The sequence below is a fragment of the Lysinibacillus sp. S1 genome (assembly GCF_044986265.1).
In the GTDB taxonomy this organism is placed as follows: Bacteria; Bacillota; Bacilli; order Bacillales_A; family Planococcaceae; genus Lysinibacillus; species Lysinibacillus capsici.
On the sequence record NZ_CP173154.1, the window covers coordinates 4,126,192 to 4,145,748 of the forward strand.

Sequence of the window (19,557 nt, forward strand, 5' to 3'; positions counted from 1 at the left end):
TGGAGCGGGTTTGAAACAGTAAGTCGATGTTTTTCCGTTTCTATTTTTAGCTACAATGTGTTGCGGAAAGGAATCATTTGTTTTTTTATTTAAATAATGTGAGAGTTTTCTTTCATTTGCTCGTTATTACTTGTAGAGAAGAAAGGAAAGGAGGTTTTCTAACTTCGTGTATTCATTAATTAATCAGCTACAAAAAAAGGATGAACAAGCTTTAAGAGAAGTGATTAACAGATATGGAGGGTATGTTAAAGCCATTGTGTTAAAAGTGTTACAGCCTAACCATACAGCTATTGAAGAGTGTATCAACGATGTATTTCTAACCATTTGGCAAAAGAGTACGCAATTTACTGGTGATGAGGTTGATTTTAAAAAATGGATTGGTGTTATTGCAAAATATAAAGCGATTGATACATATAGAAGCCTTCAAAATAAGCCTAAAACAGTCGAGTTACTTTCATCAATTTCAAATAGCAAGGATCTTCCAGAAAGCATCGTAGAACGAAGAGTACAAAAARARCAGCTATTTATCAGTATTTTAAATTTAAATAAAAACGATCAGGAAATTTTTCTTTTGAAATACTACTTAGGATATTCGAACAGAGAAATCGCTGAGATATTTGGTCTATCTAAATCAGCTGTAGAAAATCGTTTATATCGAGGTAAGTTAAAGTTAACAGAAGAGCTGGGAGGTATCTAAATGAAAGAAAAGGACTTCATCGAAATAGATATTGATGAGATTGAACCAATTGAATTATCTGATTGGGAAAAGATTAATATTGAAAAAAGTGTTTTACGGTCATCTTCAACCAAGAAGTATGTATTTAAAAAATGGAAGTGGGTTAGTATTGTCGCCATGCTCACATTTATTTTTGCTAGTAGCAGCATTTGGCTACCTGTAGTGGCTAATCGAGTACCAATTGTACAGCAACTATTAAATAGCAATGATAATCCCCAATTACAAGTATTTAGTGATAATGCATCAATTATCAATCAAATAGACGAAAGTAACGGAACCTCCATTGAATTAGCTGAGGCTTTTTTCGATGGAACGATYKTATCGGTTAGTTATGAAATKAAACACGAACAATCGATAGATGAACCCCCTCTATTTTGGAAGGGCGATTTAGAAGTCAACGGWAACAAKCTAGWCKTACTTAGTCATMAAATCGTTAAAAAGAATGATGCTACTTGGATTGGTATGTTTACAGCGAGAATTTCAGACAAAGTAATTGATGAAAAGGTAAATGTTCAATGGCTTCCTCAAGTTCTTATAGGTATGGAAAATACGACTCTTGTAGAAGGAGCTTGGGACTTTCAGTTAGAACTTACACCAACCCGAGCGTATTCAAGAAAAGTAAATATACCATTTGGTAATGATCAATWCCAGCTATTATATAATCAAATAACAGAGGGAAAATATATAACCACTCTTTATTTTGAGGGAAATCTTGACTGGGAGACAGAATTTTTAATGGTAGACATAGAAGATAATCTTGGAAATGTATATGAAAAGGTAGGAGCAATAACCATTAAAAKCGGTTYTGGGCGAGTAAATGGTTATGTTGAGGTTTTTATACCTGATTCTGATATTCGAACGCTAATCATTACGCCAACTATAAGAATTGTTGACGAAAAAACATTAGAGCGGAAAGAGCTTGTTCCGCTCCCAAGTATTAATATTTCTTTAAAATGATATGGTCTGTTCCTACAACTTGTTTTCAAAGGGCTGAAGGAATCAATTCTTACCTTCAAAGATGGATGTGTTGGCAATGAATGATATAGGTCAGCATCTTTACCATTAGCTCATATTACGCAGTGTTCAGTCAAAATAGAGCTATTAATTGTAGCTAAATATCTTTTAAGCTATTAAATTTTTAATTCTTCCTTTTAGTACCAATCATCATAAAGCCTAATAATAAATATAGAAGACTGGCCGAAATGGAGCTATACAACAGGAATGTAATAGAAGTTGGTGCCCAAACTTTAATAAATGTCCAATTTAAGCCGCCAAGTACTATGTTAGGCGTGATAAATAGTGCTGTCAGCATTGTCGCCACAAGTATAGTATGGGCAGATAATAACAATATTCTTTTGTAATTTAGATTTGACATACTACGTTGTTTTTTATAAAGGCTGCGTATAATTTGAACGAATAGATAACAGAAAATAATGCTGATTGCGATGATAATAGCACATATGATTGTTACAATTTTATCTAGCTTTTGATAGCTGCTGATATGTTGCATGTCAATCGTTTTGCCCTCCCATAAATCCATGACACCTTGTCCAATCGCTGTTGTAGAGCTTGTATTCATATTGGCTAAAATAGCCACGCCGATTTGTTCGTCAGGTTGCAAAATGAAATACGAGGAAAAGGTTGGATTCTCACCAGCATGGTAGATATATGACTTTGTGTCCTTTTTCACAACTGCCCAACCGTTTGCATAGTAAGTATTCGTATCAAAAGGCTCCACTGTTAGATCTGGAGTATGCGATTCTTGAATTAAATTGTTACTGATTGAATAGATATCACTGTTTCCTACCTGTAATTTTAACCATCTGGCTATATCATTAGCGTTACTGATGATATAACCAGCGGGGATATTGCCACGATAGATAGGTGGTATGTATCGCTGCTCTCTCATTAGACCTATTTTATAGCCAGAAGCCATATGTGTGGAATGTACTTGGTGAATTCCTACAAAAGMTTGATGAATACCTACTGATCGTAAAATTGGCTGTTGCATACACAGGTTGTAAGAATTTTTTGTAACTTGTTCAATGACGAGGCCTAAGACATCATAGTTGATGGTTGCATATTCAAAAGAACTCCCTGGTTGACGATTTAGTGATTGATCCAGCAGTGTTTTAACTGTTAATTCAAGGGCATTATCCGCTGTGCTTTCTGGGATTTGAGTAATGGAATTTGAGGGAATTCCGCTAGTATGAGACAATAGCTGCTGTATTGTCACAGCCTTATCCTCGCCTTTATAGGTTAATGATAACCAAGGGATATACTTTCGGACATCATCTGATCGTTTTAACAAACCTTGTTTTTCTAATTGTAAAATAGCGAGTCCTGTAAATGCCTTAGACGTGGAGCCCAACTCAAAAAGAGTATCAGAGGTAACAGGCGTTTTTGTTTTCGTATCTGCAAAGCCAAAGCCCCGTTGATAGACGGTTTTCCCTTTATCAACAATAATTACTGAAATTCCTGGGATTTTACTAATGGTTTGCTGCTCCTTAATAAACTGATCAATTTTACTAATTGTATTATTTGATGCTGCGTGTCCAAATCCGGGTGTGAACGTAAAAAATAGTAACATTACTGTCATCATCACCGATTTCTTCATGAATAATGTCATGTTGTTTTTCTCCTTAGAACGTAATGTGCTTGTGACAACATGGTTTACTGTAACAAGAAAAATAAGGGTAAACCATCGATTAACATGACTATTTCCGGGATAACATGACAAAATTGTCACTTCAAAAAGGGCCACTCCTAAAACCAATAGGAGGGCCCTTGAAATTTTATTTAATTTGTTTCTGGCTCTGGCGTAAAATCTTGACCGTTAAATGTTAATTTAGATGGTGAGATAAGAATTTCTCTGTTCGCTTCGTAGTAAGGGTCTAAAACTTTATAAAAGGCTTCCCATTGCTCGCCAGCTTTTTCATCTTCACCCTTTTGTTCAAGGGCAACTGCTTCTTCATAGTGTTGTTTTAATTTTGCGTAATCTGCATTACTAATGCTGAATTCGATATCTGCCATATATTCCTCGAAGGGAACTGGTTTAAAGTGTGGGCGAAGTATTTCATAGAATTCATCCCATTTCTTCATGGACAATTCTTCGTCTTTATCTTTTTCAGCTTTTTGTGCCTCTTCATAGATTGTTTTAAGTTTTGCAAGTTCCTCTTTTGTTAAATCGACGTTCATATCCGCCATATACTCTTCAAAAGTTAAAGGTGGATATAATTCTTGGTAATAAGGTTCAAGAATAGTGAAAATTTTATCAATGTTTTCTGATGCCTCATCCGTTTTATTTTCTTTTACATACTTAATCCAGTTACTATAAAGTGTTTTTAGCTGTTCTTTATCTTGTGCTTTGATAACAATATTTTTTTCAGCGAATGCAGCTTCATTAATAAATTCTTCAAAAGGCTCAGGTTGCCAATTTGCTAATTCGTAAGGTCTTGTGATGTTATCCATCGCCTCATAGATTCGTTCCATTTCCTCATAATTCTCTTCTTTTTCAGCCTTTTTCATGTCAGAAAAGAGTTTCTCTAGTTGGACTAATTCTTCTTTTGTTACTTCTTTAGGTAAGCTTTTTTTATAGACGGCAAAGGTAAAGAAATCTGAGTAATCTTTCACAATACTACCCTCAACTAAAATTTCTTGCCCCTCTGCTAGCTTTAACTGCTCAATTTGTTTATCTGAGAAATTGTGTAAACCGATGTAGTAGTTTTTTCCATCTGTTCCTTTAAGGGTAATGCTGCTACCATCAAAATATTTAATGGTACCTGTTATTTTTTGTTCTATTTGAATCGTTACATTATTTGTTGTATCAACAGCTGTTGCACCAGCTTGAAGCGGTGTTAATACAGCCATCCCAAGTGTTAATGCTGAAGCTAATAGCCATGTTTTTTTAGCAGGTTTTTTCATATTTATCAATTCTCCTTTAGGTTAACTTCTGTTACCAATTATTAGACGTTTTACCAATTGAAAAAGTTTTAACTTTTTGAAAAAAATTTTAAGAAATTAAAGAGTGGAGGATTCATGATAAGACTCACTGTTTTAGTATCTGTAGTCTTTGAAAAATAGCTATTATTTACAGCACAGACCATGCAAAGGGTTGATTATCGAAGCAAAGATTTTCAAGGATTAGTGCGCTTCCAGAGAAAATTCATGGGCACGAACTAAGGCATTATTGCAGCTGATACTGTTTTAAGCTCTTTTTCTCCTTATTGAAGATTTTAGGAGAGACGCTGTCATTCTAATGCTTAATCTCATAAGATAACTTGCATCCGTTTAATCCAAGCTCTTCTACTGTTCATCCTGGAAATAGATTTTATAAAATTTGCGATTCGTTGCCTCATCATAGCCAACTTCAATTAATTCATCTATTTGGTCGATATGTTGAATATTTACTTGGATTTCAATATTGGAATCCAGTTTGATTTTACGTTTGTATTTCTTTTCAGCTTTTTCTAGCGCACTATCAGAAATGATAGTCTCATAGGGTTTGACCGAATTAATGATGATATCTTTTTGAGTAGTGTCCGCTTGCTCAAAAACAGTTTCAATATAATGATTTACTTGAAACTCCTCTTCATTTCTAAAGTAATCCAGTGTTTTATTCAAGAGCCCAAGTTTTTCTGTGCTTGTATAATTTTCTTCCTTTAAAATGAATTTTTTACATTCTGTTAATGCTAAATTGGTTTTATAATAATGTTCATCCGCTGCCTTAATTTTTAAAAATCGTTCTTGCCAATAAACAATATCTTCTTTACGTTTTGTTTTAATATACACGGCAGGAGATTGATCTGGTCCCATATCAACAATAATAGCCATATTATTAATTTTCTTAACGTTAATGCCATCCACGCCGTTCACGATCATTTGATTGTGTTCATTTTTCACATCTAAAAACATTTCTTTTTCATCAATTTTGACAATAGCGATAATCTTTTTAKCCTCATTTAATAGAAAACAATTTTCAAAAAGGCCAATAAACAGTTCTCCGCTTTTGATGTTAGGATGCTGTGACACACTATGTAAGTGTTTGGCAATATTTTGTGAGTGTTCTAGGAAGTTACTTCCCTGTTCGAAAATAGCTCTTGAATACGTAAAAACTTCATTGAGTGCAATATTGCTTTCATGGAAAAATTCATATTGCTGTTCCACATCAATTTTACTAAAAGCGAGCTGTGTAAAGGCTGCTTCTAACATGACCTCAGGTTGTGTAAAAACTTCTTCTCCTAAAATAAGCGTCTCACTCAAAAAATGCAGACTATATTGTGTTAATTTACTTTCACTGACTTCTAGCATAAATTTCACCTTCTAATTTTTCATAGTAGCTAGTATACCATAAGCTAAAGATTGCTTTTATAAGTACCAGTACTCATTTGAGGCTGGTTTTTTTATGGTCACCGAATGTTAGTGTCTTATTATAAAAGAATGTTGAGGATTGGAAGTTTAAAATACTGCTGCTTAGATAAAGATAAAAACATGTAGGGATACTCTGTACAAGTGTACTAAAGAGGGTGATCAATATGTGGGAAAAGGTGATTTCCTACATGCCACATTGGCAAGTTTTTTTACAAGGCTTTTTAGCGTTTTTTATTCCATATTTMATTTATAAATTGTTCCATGTTTTTTTATTTGTTAATAAGAGCAATGTCAAAATTGAGATGAAAGAAAATAGTGAACAAGTTGAGATGGTACACATACCTATTCAAAAAACGTTAGAGCAATTTACAGGAGATTTTAATAAAGATCTTTTACAAATGAGGAAAGAACTTGGCCATAATTGGGATATTCATTTTAGAGAATTTCAAATAGGAAATACGGATAATCGTGCAGCGATCGTTTTTCTTAAAGGATTATGCGATAAAGAATTAATTGATAAACATATTTTGATATCATTAATGAATGGACATGCAGAAAAGTCGTCTGTTTTAAGAGGTCATGAATTACAACAATCGATTAGAAATGAAATCCTACCAGTGAGTGAACTGCTAGAGGAATCGAAAGTCATGAAAGCTGTTGGGAAAGTATTAACTGGTTCCACTGTATTAATTGTGGATGGCATACAGAATGTATTTATCATTGGTACGGCACATGGCAAAACTCGAAATCTTGAGGAGCCTGTTTCTGAAGCAATGGTACGTGGACCAAGAGTGGGCTTCACGGAAAAATTAAGTGTGAATACCTCTTTATTAAGACAGCATGGTGAGAATCGGAATTTATCGATTATCGAGATGGAAGTAGGCGAACGTACGAAAAAAGAGTTGGTTTTAGCCTATATAGATGAAATTGTGCAGCCTAATCTTGTCAAAGAGGTGAAGGAACGAATTGAAACAATCCATTTGGATGATGTTGCTGAATCGGGATATATTGAGCAATTGATTGAGGATAATTATCTCAGCCCATTTTCGCAAGTGCAAAGTACCGAGCGTCCTGATCGAGTTATTGCTGCTTTACTAGAGGGACGAGTCGCAATTCTTTTAGATGGAACTCCCTTTGCATTAATTGTGCCAGTCACGTTTAATATGCTACTGCAATCACCAGAGGATTACTATGAACGTTGGTTATCGAGCTCACTTATTCGCTTGCTTCGCTATTTTGCTGCAGGAATCTCTTTATTTGGCCCATCCCTGTACATTGCTTTTGTATCGTTTCATCAAGGTTTAATTCCCACTAAACTAGCGCTGTCCATGATGGCAACAAKGCAGGGGGTACCGTTTCCAGCATTGATTGAAGSCCTCAWTATGGAAGTCGCTATTGAGATATTACGAGAAGCGGGACTTCGTCTACCGAAGCCGATTGGTCCGACAATGGGGATCGTTGGAGGGCTTGTTATTGGAGAAGCCGCCGTACAGGCAGGAATTGTTAGTCCAATCATGGTCATTGTGGTTGCATTAACAGCAATTTCCTCTTTTGCTATCCCTCAATATAATGCTGGTATCACGCTAAGAATGCTACGTTTTGTGGCGATGTTTTCCGCAGCTTTATTTGGACTATATGGCATCATTCTATTTTTCTTATTCCTTTGCAGTCATTTGGTAAAGCTAAAGAGCTTCGGTGTATCATATTTGAGCCCAACTATTCCGTATCGAGCAGGTGATTGGAAAGATTTTATGGTGCGAATGCCGTTAAAGATGATGAAGCATCGTCCTAGATTGTTAAAGCCAAAAGATTCGGTCCGCAAAGGGGAATAAGAGAAAGGGAGCAAAACAGCCATGAACAGCAGTATGAAAGATAAAATAACGACGTCACAAGCAGTTGTTATTATTATTAACTATATTCTTGCCACTGGGATTCTTACTTTACCTCGTGCATCTGTAGAAAAAGTAAAAACGCCAGATGTTTGGATTAGTGTATTTTTAGGTGGAGTCGTTGCAATGATTGCAGGTGTAATCATTGTGAAGCTAAGCCAACAATACCCTGACAAAACATTTTATCAATATAATCAAGATATCATAGGGAAGTGGTTAGGCTGGTTTATAAGTGCGTGTGTAATTGCCTACTTTTTTACCATTTCTGCCTTTGAAGTTCGCATCATGGCTGAAGTAACTTCTCTCTTCTTATTAGAAGGAACCCCCACTTGGGCGATTATTTTGCCTTTTTTATGGGTTGGACTTTACTTAATAAGCGGTGGTATCAACACAATCGCTCGCTTATTTGAAATCATTTTTCCTATTACCTTTGTTATTTTTTTACTTGTGGCCTTTTTAAGTTTAGGGATTTTTGAAATCGATAATTTGAGACCAGTACTCGGTCTGGGCGTTGTTCCGATGTTAAAGGGAATAAAAACAGCGACACTAGCATTTTTAGGGCCTGAAATTATGCTACTACTTGTGGCATTTATGTACCCCTCAGATAAATCAAAGGCCGTAAAGGTTGTACTGGCGGGTATAGCCATACCCTTGCTCTTTTATGTCATCACGGTTGTGATGGTCATTGGTGCTCTATCCATTGAGGGTGTTTTAACAAGGACTTGGCCAACAATTGAATTAATGCGAAGTTTTGAAATCCCTGGTTTAATTTTTGAACGCTTTGAGTCATTTCTTCTTGTAATTTGGATTATGCAAATCTTTGCTACCTTTACGATTACTTATTATGCCGCTACTTTAGGATTAGCCCAACTGTTTAAGMAAAATATGCATCCCTTCTTATACGGGCTACTTCCGATTATTTACATTATTGCGATGACACCTAAAAATATTAACGATCTATTTACATTTGGCGATAAGATTGGTCATGCTGCATTAATTTTATTTGGTGTAGTACCGATAACCTTACTCCTTATTTCGAAATTGAAAGGAAAGAAAGCATGAAGCGAATACAGTGTTGTGTACGTTTACTTCTAGTTGCAACGGTAACCTTACTTCTTACTGGCTGTTGGAGTAGTAAAGAGATTGAGGATTTAGGCCTTATTGTAGGTACATCATTGGATTTAGAAACGGGTGATGTTTCCTCTGAAGAGCAACAAGATGCTAGGTATGCAAACAGACAGTTGCTAACAATTACCAATCAATTTGTTACGTCAGAGACTACGGTTTCTGGAACAAAAGAGGGAGCATTGCCAGAAAAAGCGTATAAAAATGTTTCTGAGACAGGTGATGCGGTGTTACCAACTTTASGAAATATGCTGWTAAAGGTTGATAAACGTTCCTTTGCTGAACATTCCAAAGTAATTATTATCGGTGAGGAATTAGCTAGTACTATCAATCTTCAACAAACGTTGGATTTTTTTCTAAGAGAATTAGAAATACGGCCGAGTGGACTGCTCTTTATTGCTCAGGATCAGGCAAGTCAGGCACTTGAAACAAATGAACCAACTAAAATTCCTGCCTTTCAATTAGTAGAAATGATGGAGGGACATGAAAGGACGACAAAAATTTTGCCTCCGATGACCGTAGCCAAACTAGAGGGGAAGCTGTATTCAGACTCTAGCTTTTTATTGCAAAATGTGAGTACGGAAAATGGAGAAGTAAAATTTGCAGGCGCTGCTATCATTGAAGGAAAAACCAAAAAGCTACGAGGATTTTTAAATGAGAGTGACCTAGAAGGAATTGCATGGATGTCTGGCGATGCGAAAGGTGGCCTAGTYAAASGCTTTGATGAGGAGTCAGGAGCACCTATTGTGTATGAAATTATTTCAGCTAAAAGTAAAATTATTCCACATGTAAAAGGGGATCAAATCTCCTTTACGATAAAAATTCAATCAGAGGGAAGAATTGCTGAACATTGGGTTCTCTCCGATAAAGCATTTGACAATCAATTTTTGAAAAAAGCAGAGAAAGTATTTGAAAAAGAGATAGAGCGATTAGTGAGGAAGGCACTAGATAAAACGCAACATGAATTTCAAACAGATGTTTCTGGGTTTGGCAATAAACTAAGAATCGATTACCCGAAAGTATGGCAAAAAAGAAAAAAAGAATGGGATCAAACGTTTAGTGAGGTTCCTATTACATGTGAAGTGAAGGTTTCCATTAAGGATTATGGCACGTCGGGTGATTAACATTGTTAATCATCTTTTTTTCTGTCCATTTAGTCTATACTGAAATGAAAGGACATATAGTAGATATTCGAAAAGATGGGGGATAAAAGACATGCAATATACTATTCAATCAATCGCTACCGCTCGTAACAATCGGCAAATGTTAAAAGATGATCATTGGGGAGAGATTATTTCAACTATTGAACTTGCTGATCATATCCAAGAGGCGTCCTTAAAAGGAATAGAAGATTTTTCTCATCTAGAAATTATTTTTTATTTTGATAAGGTTTCAGACGATCAAATTCAATATGAGACAAGACATCCGAGAAATAATCATGATTATCCAGAGGTTGGCATTTTCGCACAAAGAGGTAAAAATAGACCCAATAAATTAGGAAGTACAATCGTTGCCTTGTTAGAGGTCAAATCAAGAGGATTAATCGTTCAAGGGCTAGACGCCATAGATGGCACACCTATACTAGATATAAAGCCTGTAATGAAAGAATTTTTACCTAAAGAGGATGTTAAACAGCCAGCGTGGTCAATAGATTTAATGAAGGCCTACTGGGCGTAATAAAATTGTTAAAGCGAAGACAATTGTGAGTTACTAAAAAAGGGGAGTAGCGTGCTCCCCTGATTTTTTAAAGAATGATTCCTTCTTGATAAAGAATGCTAATGGCATGAGAGCGATTTTTGGCACGCAATTTTTTKATCTCAGATTTTACATATTGTGTAATGGTTAATTCACTTAATTGCATAACATCTGCTATTTCCTTTGTACTATCTCCCTGCGCTACCTGTCTCATTACCTCTAATTCACGCTTGCTCAGAAAGCCCTCTTTTTTGCTATTTCTAGCTTGTATGATAAGCTGTCCAATCATGTTTCCAAAGGTGGTCATGTCATCTAACAGCTTATCATTTATATCGATTTCCTCTTCTAATTGAGTACTACAAATATAGCCAAAAACATATGACCCAATGAAAATAGGGACAATTAAAAATGTATTATTTTGCGAGGGAATAGAATATTTCATACTGATATTTTTTAAATAGTCCATTCCTGTGCAAAATTTAGCCTTCTTATCTTCAATAGCAGCATAAATAATAGGGAAGCTACGAATCTCCTCACGAATCTCACCGATATGACTACCACCCGATTCATTTAAAAAAATGATTCCTTCTGCTACAAAGCCTATTGGAGAATACCTCAATAAATAGGCATCCTTGATAGGAAAAGCATCTAAATATACCTGCAAAATGTGTATCAACAGCTCTTCATGGTTGGCATAACTTTTTACTGTGTCGAAACGTTTTTGAATGGTATAAAGATTGGACATGACCTATCCCCTTTTTTAAGTATATACTACGCTTGAAATAAGGAATTTTCAATATTTTCTGTAAGTTGTAGTATTTAAGCTAAGTAAAGCCATATTTCTCTATTTTGGCGTAAGGAGGAGCAACAGGTGAGTAGTCAAACAATTAAAGAGGTGGATGCAGTTGTTCTAGGTGCTGGGTTTGCAGGTCTATATATGCTACATCAGTTGAGAAGTAAAGGCTTTTCAACCATTGTATACGAGGCTGGAGATGGTGTAGGTGGTGTTTGGTATTGGAATCGTTATCCTGGTGCTAGATGTGATATTGAAAGCATCTATTATAACTACACATTTTCAAAAGAATTATATGAAGAATGGACTTGGACATCTAGATTTCCAGAGCAAGCGGAAATATTACGCTACTTAAATTACGTAGCCGATCGTTTTCAATTGCGATCAGATATCCAATTTAACACAAGAGTCACTGCAGCTCATTTTGATGAAAAACGACAWAAATKSATKATTCATCTAAHCGATGGGCAGTACATTTTAACAAGGTACTTTATTACAGGAATAGGCTGTCTATCTGCAGCAAATGTTCCTAACATCCAGGGGTTGCAACAATTTAACGGAAAATGGTATCACACGGGGCATTGGCCACATGAAAAGGTTGATTTTACTGGGAAGCGTGTAGGAATTATTGGGACAGGCTCAAGCGGGATTCAGGCAATACCTGTTATTGCAAAAGAAGCAGAGCAGTTAACGGTGTTTCAACGCACTCCACAATATACGATTCCCGCTCGTAACCYTGCATATGAAGAGGACTTTATCAAAGAAACGAAGAAAAATTTTGAAGCGATAAAACGTTCCATGAGAAATTCGGTTTCAGGTACACCTTTTGCACAAAATCAGCAATCTGCAATGGAAGAACCTGATGATAAGAGGCAGGCGGTTTTTGAGAAAGCTTGGGCACAAGGTGGCTTTGCCTTCTCAGCTACTTATCATGACTTGTTAACGAATGAACAGTCCAATGAAAAAGCGGCAGAATTTATTCGCTCCAAAATACGACAGATTGTGAAAGATCCTGTGGTTGCAGAAAAACTATGTCCTAAGTATATGTATGGCACGAAAAGACAGGTTTTAGATAGCGGTTATTTTGAAACCTATAATAGGGAGAATGTTTTACTGGTTGATGTCAAAGAATCACCTATTCAAAAAATAACAGGAGAAGGTATTCAAACGGCGGATAACCATTTTGATTTAGAGATCATCATTTTTGCGACAGGCTATGATGGCATGACAGGGCCATTATTTAAGATTGATATCCGAGGAAGGAATGGCGTGTCATTAAAAGAGAAGTGGAAGGATGGGGCAGCTGTTCAAACCTATCTTGGACTCACAACAGCAGGTTTTCCTAATTTATTTATGATTACGGGACCAGAAAGCCCTTCTGTTYTCGTGAACATGCCGATTGCTATTGAGCAGCATGTCGAATGGATTGCCGAGTGCATGCATTATTTGCGTGAGCATGACATTGATCTTGTGGAACAAACAATAGAAGCAGAGGAAGCTTGGAGCACACATTGTCGAGATGTCGCTAATGCAACACTCTACGTCAAAGGTGATTCCTGGTATACGGGAGCCAATATTGAGGGCAAACCTCGAAGTTTTTTAATCTATCTAGGAGGATTTGATTATTACACAAAACATTGTAATGAGGTGGCTCAAAACAATTATGTAGGCTTTAAGTTAATGAAATTAAAATCAATATCATAGTTTGTGAGAGGGGAGCATATATCAATATGGAGCAACAAGTMGTYATTATTACAGGTGCTGGAAGTGGTATAGGAAGAGAGACTGCAAAATTGCTTGCCACTATGGGCAAAGCATTAGTTTTAGTGGATTTTGATGAAAAAAGTGGACAAGACACACTACATGCTGTTAAGGAATATCACCAACAAGCAATTTTTGTCCAAGCTGATGTTTCACAAAGCAATGATGTCAAAAAATATGTGGACGCTGCAAAAGAAACATTTGGCAGGATTGATGCTTTTATCAATAATGCAGGTGTTTTAAGCCCACCTACACTACTGGGAKRTTTMKWAKASSMAACKTYKGAYMSAAKAAYCTCSKTMAMWMTTAAAGGGACGTTTMTCGGCTTAAAGTATGTATTAAAAGAAATGGAGCAACAGCAATCAGGTGTCATTGTGAATACATCCTCAGCAGCTGGTATACAGGGACAACCCTATCTAGGTGGTTATGCGGCAAGTAAGCATGGTGTAATTGGATTAACTAAAACGGCGGCCATGGAATATTGACCTAAAGGGATTCGAGTGAATGCAATTTGTCCCGGTGGCGTGAGGACAAACATGACAAAGGGATTGGCATCGAGTCCAGAAGAAAATGGACCATTACGTAGATTAGCAGACCCTACTGAAATCGCAAATGTAATCGCTTTCTTAATTTCGCAGGAAGCTTCTTATGTGAATGGTGCTGTCGTCCCAATTGATGGCGGTTTAACATCGTAAAAACATTTTAAATAAGAGAGGAAGGATTTTAATGGAACATCGTATTGATTCAGAACTAAAAGAAACGTTAGCAATTTTTCCCCCATTAGATTTGGATAATGTACAAGCTACAAGAGACGGAATGGCAGCCGTTGCTGTGCCAGCTTCAATTGAAGAGCACATCATAGTAGAAAATAAAGTCATTCAAGGGCCTGATGATAATCATTCTCTTCGCCTTCGTATTTATAAGTCAAAAGAGCAAAAGGAAATATACCCAGGCCTGCTATGGATTCATGGTGGAGGCTATGTCTTAGGAGCACCAGAGGGTGATGATGTGCTTTGTCAGCGTTTTGTCAATGAAGCGAATTGTGTTGTAGTATCTGTAGACTATCGACTTGCGCCTGAACATCCTTATCCAGCTCCGCTTGAAGATTGCTATACAGCGTTAAAATGGGTAGCAGATCATGCAGATGAATTAGGGATAGATCCTAACCGTTTAGGGATTGCTGGAGCAAGTGCTGGTGGTGGGCTCACAGCTGCACTTGCACTACTTACACGCGATCGAAATTATCCGAAGCTTAGTTTCCAAATGCCGCTCTATCCAATGATTGATGATCGCAATAATACCCCATCTTCATTAGAAATTACGGGACATATGATCTGGAACCACTCACTCAATCAAAAGGGATGGGAAATGTATTTGAATGGAGAAAATGGTAGCGACAATGTACCACCATATGCTGCCGCAGCTAGAGCGGATGATTTATCAGGTTTACCATTTACTTATACATGTGTTGGTCAACTTGATCCATTTCGTGATGAGACTTTACAATATGTAACCAAGCTATGTCAGGCTGGAGTAGATGTTGAATTCCACTTATACCCAGGCTGCTATCATGGCTTTGAGAGTATTGTTCCTACAGCCGCAGTCAGTCAAAGAGCTGTCACAGAGTATGTAGAAGCTGCTAAATATGTGTTACATCGAAATATTTCAGTGCCTTTATAAAAAATTTACGAAAATCCCGAAACCATAATCTACTCAGGTTTCGGGATTTTTTTGTTCAGCAAAATGATCTTTTAGCTAGTTTGTAATATCGTCTTTTAGGTTAAACTTTTATCGAGTGAAAGGAGGAGAAGATAAATTGTTACAATTTGATTCAAAAATTGTTGGAAAAGAGATAGGGTTTGGCTATTTACGAGATAAAATTGCCGATCGGGGTTTCACGATTGGCGGGAATTGGGAGTACTATAAAGGTAGCTTTGACTCGGTATTATGGAAAGAGGCAGGAGAAACTATTTATTTACGTGTCCCTTTTATCGTCACATCAGGAGAGCTTGATAATGAAGATGCTCAAATTCGTTTTCAAAAGCCATTTGTCATTAAGCATGTTGAGAATATTGGTCTAGATTATGATGAGGGCTCCTTACTAGATGCAACTGGTGCTAGTCAATTTCAAACTCCGCTTGATAAAGATGGATACATTCATGATAAAAGTAGATGGATTCAAGCAGGTGAACAAGCTGTGGAAGAAAAAGTACTACCATTTTTCATTCATTAGTTAGATAAATTTAAATAGCTGCTACAAGAAATTATATGTCTTTTATCCTTATTATTTTGGGAACATATAATCAAAAATATAAATAGAATTGTCGTAAGAATTTTCCAACATTATAATGATATTAGCACGTACTACTATATGAGGTGAGTTTATGGATAAAATAGCTATAGATGATTTTCAGCATTCCTATCAGAAATTGCACCAAGAACGACTCATCCATCGTAAAGAAGCCTTTCTAGAGGTGTTAGAGAAAACAAGAACATTTGGTGAAATAATCCTGTTTGAAAGTATAAAAAGTAAGAGAGGCGTCTAGGTGGCGTCTCTTTCTATTTTTCATAAATGAGAGGATGATTAATCATGGGACGTTACATACCTTTAATACTGCTAACGATGATTCTATGTGTTGCTTGTACGTCAACGAAGGATAATAACGATAATAGGTTAGAAAGTGAGGAAAATCACGCTATAGATGCCATGAATTCCTCTATCGAAATAATAGCAGATCAATTGCAGACACCTTGGTCGATTCAAAAAAGTGGAGATGTCTTTTATATAGCAGAAAGGCCAGGAAGTATTGTAAAGATTGCGGAAGGGGGCGTTGATAGGCAGCAGATTATCCTGAAAAAGGAGCTATCAACTGCTCCAGAAGCTGGTATGTTGGGATTTGTGTTAGCACCTAATTTTCCTACTAGTCAAGTTGCTTATGCGTATTATACGTATGTCGAGGAAGAGGAACAATTTAATCGAATTGTTACGTTAACGTTTAACGATAATAAATGGCTCGAACAGAATCTTATTATGGATCGAATAAAGAGTGGTACATACCATCATGGGGGACGTTTGAAAATAGGTCCTGACGGCAAGCTGTATGCAACGGTAGGAGATGCAACACAACCTTCTTTAGCACAGGATGTGGAAGCTTTAGAAGGGAAAATTTTGCGCATCAATTTGGATGGCACCATACCGAATGATAATCCTTTTCCTCAATCCTATATATACAGCTATGGACATCGAAATCCACAAGGCTTAACATGGTCTAATGATGGTACGATGTATGCCAGTGAGCATGGCAATGCAGGAAATGATGAAATTAATATCATTGAGAAGGGGAAGAATTATGGCTGGCCTCTTATTGAAGGAATGGAGAAAGAGCAGGGGATGATAACACCTCTTTTTACATCCGGTTCTTCTAACACATGGGCACCATCAGGCATTGCTATTGTAAATGATCAATTATATGTCGCTGCCTTAAGAGGCACAGCAGTCCTAGCTTTTGATATAAATAAGAACAAACACAATGAATTACTATCAGAATTTGGTAGAATTCGTGATGTCTTTGTGGATGAAAAATTTCTTTATTTTATTAGTAATAATACAGATGGTCGTGGAAATCCGCAACCTCAGGATGATAAACTATATCGAACGCCATTGTGATATAATATTTGAGAAAACATGGAATGGTAGGATGAATGGGGAGGACAAACATGGCAAACTATCTTAAGATCGCAGTAGCAATTGATTTCTCAGAACAATCATTAAAAGCATTGGATAGAGCTAGTCAATTAGCAAAGGAACACAATGCTATTTTGCAATTGGTGAATGTCATTGATACAAAATCGTTTGGAGCAGTTTCAGCATATGACTTAAAATATGCCGAGGAATTGAAGAAGGAAAACATTCTTAAAATGGAAAAGCTAGAAAAAGAGGCATTACAGACAGGAGTCAAAGAGGTCGAATCCATTGTAGAAACAGGTTCACCAAAAGGCATTTTAACACAGTTACCTCAGGTTGATTTAATTGTTTGCGGTGCAACTGGATTAAATCGTATGGAGAAAATGATGTTAGGCTCTGTGGCAGAGAAAGTCGTACGTCATGCGCTTTGTGATGTGTTGATTGTTCGTTAGTTGTTAAAATAGTTTAGAGTAAAAGAACCTGCTTGTGCTAGTAGACAAGCAGGCTCTTTTTTTATTGGAATGTTTGAGCGTTATCAATAATGCTTTGAGGTATATCGATTGTTTTTAGATGATTAAATTCAGTATACGTAACGACTGATTTTGTATTCATTAACAATTCGTCACCTTCTACGGCCATTTTTAAGTCAAAATTCATATCCATTTTGTTCGTATCGAAAGTCTCTTTATCGATGTGTAGTACGTAGTTAATTTTTTCAATTGATAGTTGATCCATTGGATTTTCTTCTAGACCCATTTCTTGCATAGACTTATTAATCTCAGAATCGATTAGTTCTTTGAATTTATCGCCTTTTGCATCTAATGTAAGGACGTATTCATCATCCGTTTGTTCAAATGTAAAGTCCTTAATGAATTTTTTCAATTGTTCTAGCTGTTCCTTCGCATCAGCAGAAGCCGCCGTTTGATCTAATATAGCATCAAAGTTCTCATCAGGGAGCTTTAACCAGCTATCTGTTGTCGAATCCTTCATAAATAAGCCTGCATCTTTTTTCATATACATTTCAATTGGCATGTCCATTGTTTCTTTACCTTCATTCATCATATCAGGCATTGTCATAGATCCTGATAAATGCATTGCAAGTGGATCAACGATGATATCCATCTCCATTTTGGAGTCGATTGAAAACTCCATTGCTTCTTCACCAGACCCAACCTTTGTCACCTGTGTCATATCCATTTTAGYACTTGCACTTTGAATATCAGCCTGGCGATCTACTGCTTTGTCATACACTTGTTCTAAAGTGAGTTTGCTTTTATTAGTTGTGTCTTTCGTAGGCGTAGCGCTTGAATTACAAGCGGCAAGTGTCAACGCTAGTGTTCCGACTGCTAATACTTTAAAAATTTTCTTCATTACTTTCATCTCCTATTCTTGGTAAAAAACACTATCTACTACTATACKCACTWAAMAAGGWAAAGTTTMAKAAMTTGTWAGAAWAGAACTACTTTTTTATTAAAAAAACAACATCACACCTACTTTTGCAATCTTTRAMYRYGATAATTACCAAATGAATAGGGATAAAACAAAAAAGCTGTCATGAACTTATCGTACAAGGACGATAAGTACAGACAGCCTTTTGCTTACACCATAGTGTAATGGATCAATTATAACCCCAGATCATAGCAAATAATGTACCAATGATTGTCACAACACCTACGAATACTGAGTATAAAATTGTTGTATATAACGTTTTTTTATCTTCAGATTCACCGATGTGCATGAATAATACTAATTGTACAGTTGCCTGTGCAAGAGCAGTTACTAGTAAAATTCCAAATGCCATATTAAGAGACATATCAAATTTTACAACTGCTAAAGCTACGATTGTTAGTAATAGTGAGAAGCCGAAGCCCATCACATGTTGTTTTGGGAATAATTCCTTCATCAGCTAATCAGTCCTTTCAAGTAGACGAAGCTGAAGATGAAAATCCAAACAACGTCTAGGAAATGCCAGTACAGTGAGAAGATAAACGCTTTATTAGCCGTTTGTGGGTTTAAGCCACGTTTCGCTACTTGGATTAAAATAGCTACGCCCCAGAAGAAACCAAATGTTACGTGGGCACCGTGCGTTCCAAGTAAAGTCATTAATGACGATAAGAATGCGCTTGTTTGAATCGTCGCACCTTCGTGTACATATGTGACAAATTCATCAATCTCAATAGCTAAGAAGCCAAGGCCTAGTAATAGAGTGATGATAAAGAATGTCATCATCGCTTTTTTACGDMCAAWACGCATTGCATGAACACCAAGACCAMTWGTGWAWCTACTTGTTAATAATAAGAATGTTTCCCATAGAACGGGCGTTAATTCGAAAATCTCGGCACCATTTGGTCCACTACCTGTACGTGTATGAAGTGTGAAATACACAGTAAATAAAGTGGCAAATAACACGATTTCGGCGCCAAGGAAAATCCAAAAACCAAAGATTTTTAGACGGTTTTCCTCTGTACTATATTCTAATGGAAGTGAAGAATCGATTTTCATA

Annotated in this window: 19 protein-coding genes and 1 pseudogene; 13 read left to right on the plus strand and 7 right to left on the minus strand. The window is 36.5% G+C overall.

Going from position 1 to position 19,557, the window contains the following annotated elements; all coding sequences use genetic code 11:
• Positions 1 to 166 precede the first annotated feature (166 nt).
• Together ACHZEU_RS20730 and ACHZEU_RS20735 are read left to right on the plus strand one after the other, a co-directional pair.
• A complete protein-coding gene (locus tag ACHZEU_RS20730) occupies positions 167 to 697 on the plus strand; it encodes a sigma-70 family RNA polymerase sigma factor (protein WP_404803704.1) in 531 nt (176 codons plus the stop codon).
• Entirely contained in the window at positions 698 to 1,693 is a 996-nt protein-coding gene (locus tag ACHZEU_RS20735) for a DUF4179 domain-containing protein (protein ID WP_404803705.1), read from the plus strand.
• Between the two features lie 181 nt (positions 1,694 to 1,874).
• On the opposite strand, the gene ACHZEU_RS20740 is transcribed toward ACHZEU_RS20735, so the two are convergent.
• The 3 genes from ACHZEU_RS20740 to ACHZEU_RS20750 form a co-directional block, all read right to left on the minus strand.
• Entirely contained in the window at positions 1,875 to 3,365 is a 1,491-nt protein-coding gene (locus ACHZEU_RS20740) for a serine hydrolase domain-containing protein (RefSeq protein WP_404803706.1), read from the minus strand.
• 170 nt (positions 3,366 to 3,535) lie between these two features.
• Entirely contained in the window at positions 3,536 to 4,660 is a 1,125-nt protein-coding gene (locus tag ACHZEU_RS20745) for a hypothetical protein (protein WP_048395081.1), read from the minus strand.
• Between the two features lie 381 nt (positions 4,661 to 5,041).
• On the minus strand, positions 5,042 to 6,046 hold the full coding sequence (locus ACHZEU_RS20750; RefSeq protein ID WP_404803707.1) for a hypothetical protein: 1,005 nt from the start codon (positions 6,044 to 6,046) through the stop codon (positions 5,042 to 5,044).
• A gap of 224 nt (positions 6,047 to 6,270) precedes the next feature.
• On the opposite strand from ACHZEU_RS20750, the gene ACHZEU_RS20755 reads away from it, so the two are divergent.
• The 4 genes from ACHZEU_RS20755 (at position 6,271) to ACHZEU_RS20770 (ending at position 10,797) form a co-directional block, all read left to right on the plus strand.
• Positions 6,271 to 7,938, plus strand: coding sequence for a spore germination protein (locus tag ACHZEU_RS20755; protein ID WP_404803708.1), 1,668 nt, complete (start codon positions 6,271 to 6,273; stop codon positions 7,936 to 7,938).
• A 21-nt stretch (positions 7,939 to 7,959) separates the two neighbouring features.
• Positions 7,960 to 9,057, plus strand: a complete 1,098-nt coding sequence (locus ACHZEU_RS20760) for a spore germination protein (RefSeq protein WP_404803709.1) — start codon at positions 7,960 to 7,962, stop codon at positions 9,055 to 9,057.
• Positions 9,054 to 10,244, plus strand: coding sequence for a Ger(x)C family spore germination protein (locus tag ACHZEU_RS20765; RefSeq protein WP_404803710.1), 1,191 nt, complete (start codon positions 9,054 to 9,056; stop codon positions 10,242 to 10,244). The genes ACHZEU_RS20760 and ACHZEU_RS20765 overlap by 4 nt, the downstream gene beginning before the upstream one ends.
• 91 nt (positions 10,245 to 10,335) lie before the next feature.
• Positions 10,336 to 10,797: an SAM-dependent methyltransferase gene (locus tag ACHZEU_RS20770; RefSeq protein WP_404803711.1), complete on the plus strand. Its 462-nt coding sequence runs from the start codon at positions 10,336 to 10,338 to the stop codon at positions 10,795 to 10,797.
• 67 nt (positions 10,798 to 10,864) lie between these two features.
• On the opposite strand, the gene ACHZEU_RS20775 is transcribed toward ACHZEU_RS20770, so the two are convergent.
• The gene (locus ACHZEU_RS20775; protein WP_404803712.1) at positions 10,865 to 11,560 is read right to left on the minus strand and encodes a response regulator transcription factor; all 696 of its coding nucleotides are present in this window, start codon (positions 11,558 to 11,560) and stop codon (positions 10,865 to 10,867) included.
• A 126-nt stretch (positions 11,561 to 11,686) separates the two neighbouring features.
• Here ACHZEU_RS20775 and ACHZEU_RS20780 point away from each other — a divergent pair, with 126 nt between their 5' ends.
• The 7 genes and pseudogenes from ACHZEU_RS20780 (at position 11,687) to ACHZEU_RS20810 (ending at position 17,506) form a co-directional block, all read left to right on the plus strand.
• Positions 11,687 to 13,312 carry a flavin-containing monooxygenase gene (locus ACHZEU_RS20780; protein ID WP_404803713.1) on the plus strand — a complete coding sequence of 542 codons (1,626 nt, stop codon included), beginning with the start codon at positions 11,687 to 11,689 and terminating at the stop codon, positions 13,310 to 13,312.
• Between the two features lie 26 nt (positions 13,313 to 13,338).
• Positions 13,339 to 14,064, plus strand: a pseudogene (locus ACHZEU_RS20785) (SDR family NAD(P)-dependent oxidoreductase).
• Between the two features lie 31 nt (positions 14,065 to 14,095).
• Positions 14,096 to 15,049, plus strand: coding sequence for an alpha/beta hydrolase (locus ACHZEU_RS20790; RefSeq protein ID WP_404803714.1), 954 nt, complete (start codon positions 14,096 to 14,098; stop codon positions 15,047 to 15,049).
• 136 nt (positions 15,050 to 15,185) lie between these two features.
• Positions 15,186 to 15,602 (plus strand): YugN family protein, encoded by a 417-nt coding sequence (locus tag ACHZEU_RS20795; RefSeq protein WP_054550010.1) that lies wholly within the window; start codon positions 15,186 to 15,188, stop codon positions 15,600 to 15,602.
• A 151-nt stretch (positions 15,603 to 15,753) separates the two neighbouring features.
• Entirely contained in the window at positions 15,754 to 15,915 is a 162-nt protein-coding gene (locus tag ACHZEU_RS20800) for a hypothetical protein (protein WP_167444838.1), read from the plus strand.
• A gap of 44 nt (positions 15,916 to 15,959) precedes the next feature.
• Complete coding sequence (locus tag ACHZEU_RS20805; RefSeq protein ID WP_279495633.1) at positions 15,960 to 17,036, plus strand: sorbosone dehydrogenase family protein; 1,077 nt, start codon at positions 15,960 to 15,962, stop codon at positions 17,034 to 17,036.
• Positions 17,037 to 17,086: 50 nt separating this feature from the next.
• Positions 17,087 to 17,506, plus strand: a complete 420-nt coding sequence (locus tag ACHZEU_RS20810; protein ID WP_054550012.1) for a universal stress protein — start codon at positions 17,087 to 17,089, stop codon at positions 17,504 to 17,506.
• Positions 17,507 to 17,567: 61 nt separating this feature from the next.
• On the opposite strand, the gene ACHZEU_RS20815 is transcribed toward ACHZEU_RS20810, so the two are convergent.
• The 3 genes from ACHZEU_RS20815 to qoxC all read right to left on the minus strand — a co-directional run bounded on the left by ACHZEU_RS20815 (position 17,568) and on the right by qoxC (position 19,556).
• A complete protein-coding gene (locus tag ACHZEU_RS20815) occupies positions 17,568 to 18,425 on the minus strand; it encodes a DUF6612 family protein (RefSeq protein WP_404803715.1) in 858 nt (285 codons plus the stop codon).
• 247 nt (positions 18,426 to 18,672) lie between these two features.
• Positions 18,673 to 18,957: a cytochrome aa3 quinol oxidase subunit IV gene (qoxD, locus tag ACHZEU_RS20820; RefSeq protein ID WP_004226585.1), complete on the minus strand. Its 285-nt coding sequence runs from the start codon at positions 18,955 to 18,957 to the stop codon at positions 18,673 to 18,675.
• Positions 18,957 to 19,556 carry a cytochrome aa3 quinol oxidase subunit III gene (gene qoxC / locus ACHZEU_RS20825; protein WP_404803716.1) on the minus strand — a complete coding sequence of 200 codons (600 nt, stop codon included), beginning with the start codon at positions 19,554 to 19,556 and terminating at the stop codon, positions 18,957 to 18,959. Before qoxC ends, qoxD begins: the two co-directional genes overlap by 1 nt.
• Position 19,557: the final 1 nt, after the last annotated feature.

Bases quoted from the DNA above. Each gene is read 5' to 3' on its own strand.
- ACHZEU_RS20800 (WP_167444838.1), top strand. From the start codon at position 15,754: ATGGATAAAATAGCTATAGATGATTTTCAGCATTCCTATCAGAAATTG.
- ACHZEU_RS20790 (WP_404803714.1), top strand. From the start codon at position 14,096: ATGGAACATCGTATTGATTCAGAACTAAAAGAAACGTTAGCAATTTTT.
- ACHZEU_RS20805 (WP_279495633.1), top strand. From the start codon at position 15,960: ATGGGACGTTACATACCTTTAATACTGCTAACGATGATTCTATGTGTT.
- ACHZEU_RS20770 (WP_404803711.1), top strand. From the start codon at position 10,336: ATGCAATATACTATTCAATCAATCGCTACCGCTCGTAACAATCGGCAA.
- ACHZEU_RS20810 (WP_054550012.1), top strand. From the start codon at position 17,087: ATGGCAAACTATCTTAAGATCGCAGTAGCAATTGATTTCTCAGAACAA.
- qoxD (WP_004226585.1), bottom strand. From the start codon at position 18,957: ATGAAGGAATTATTCCCAAAACAACATGTGATGGGCTTCGGCTTCTCA.
- ACHZEU_RS20745 (WP_048395081.1), bottom strand. From the start codon at position 4,660: ATGAAAAAACCTGCTAAAAAAACATGGCTATTAGCTTCAGCATTAACA.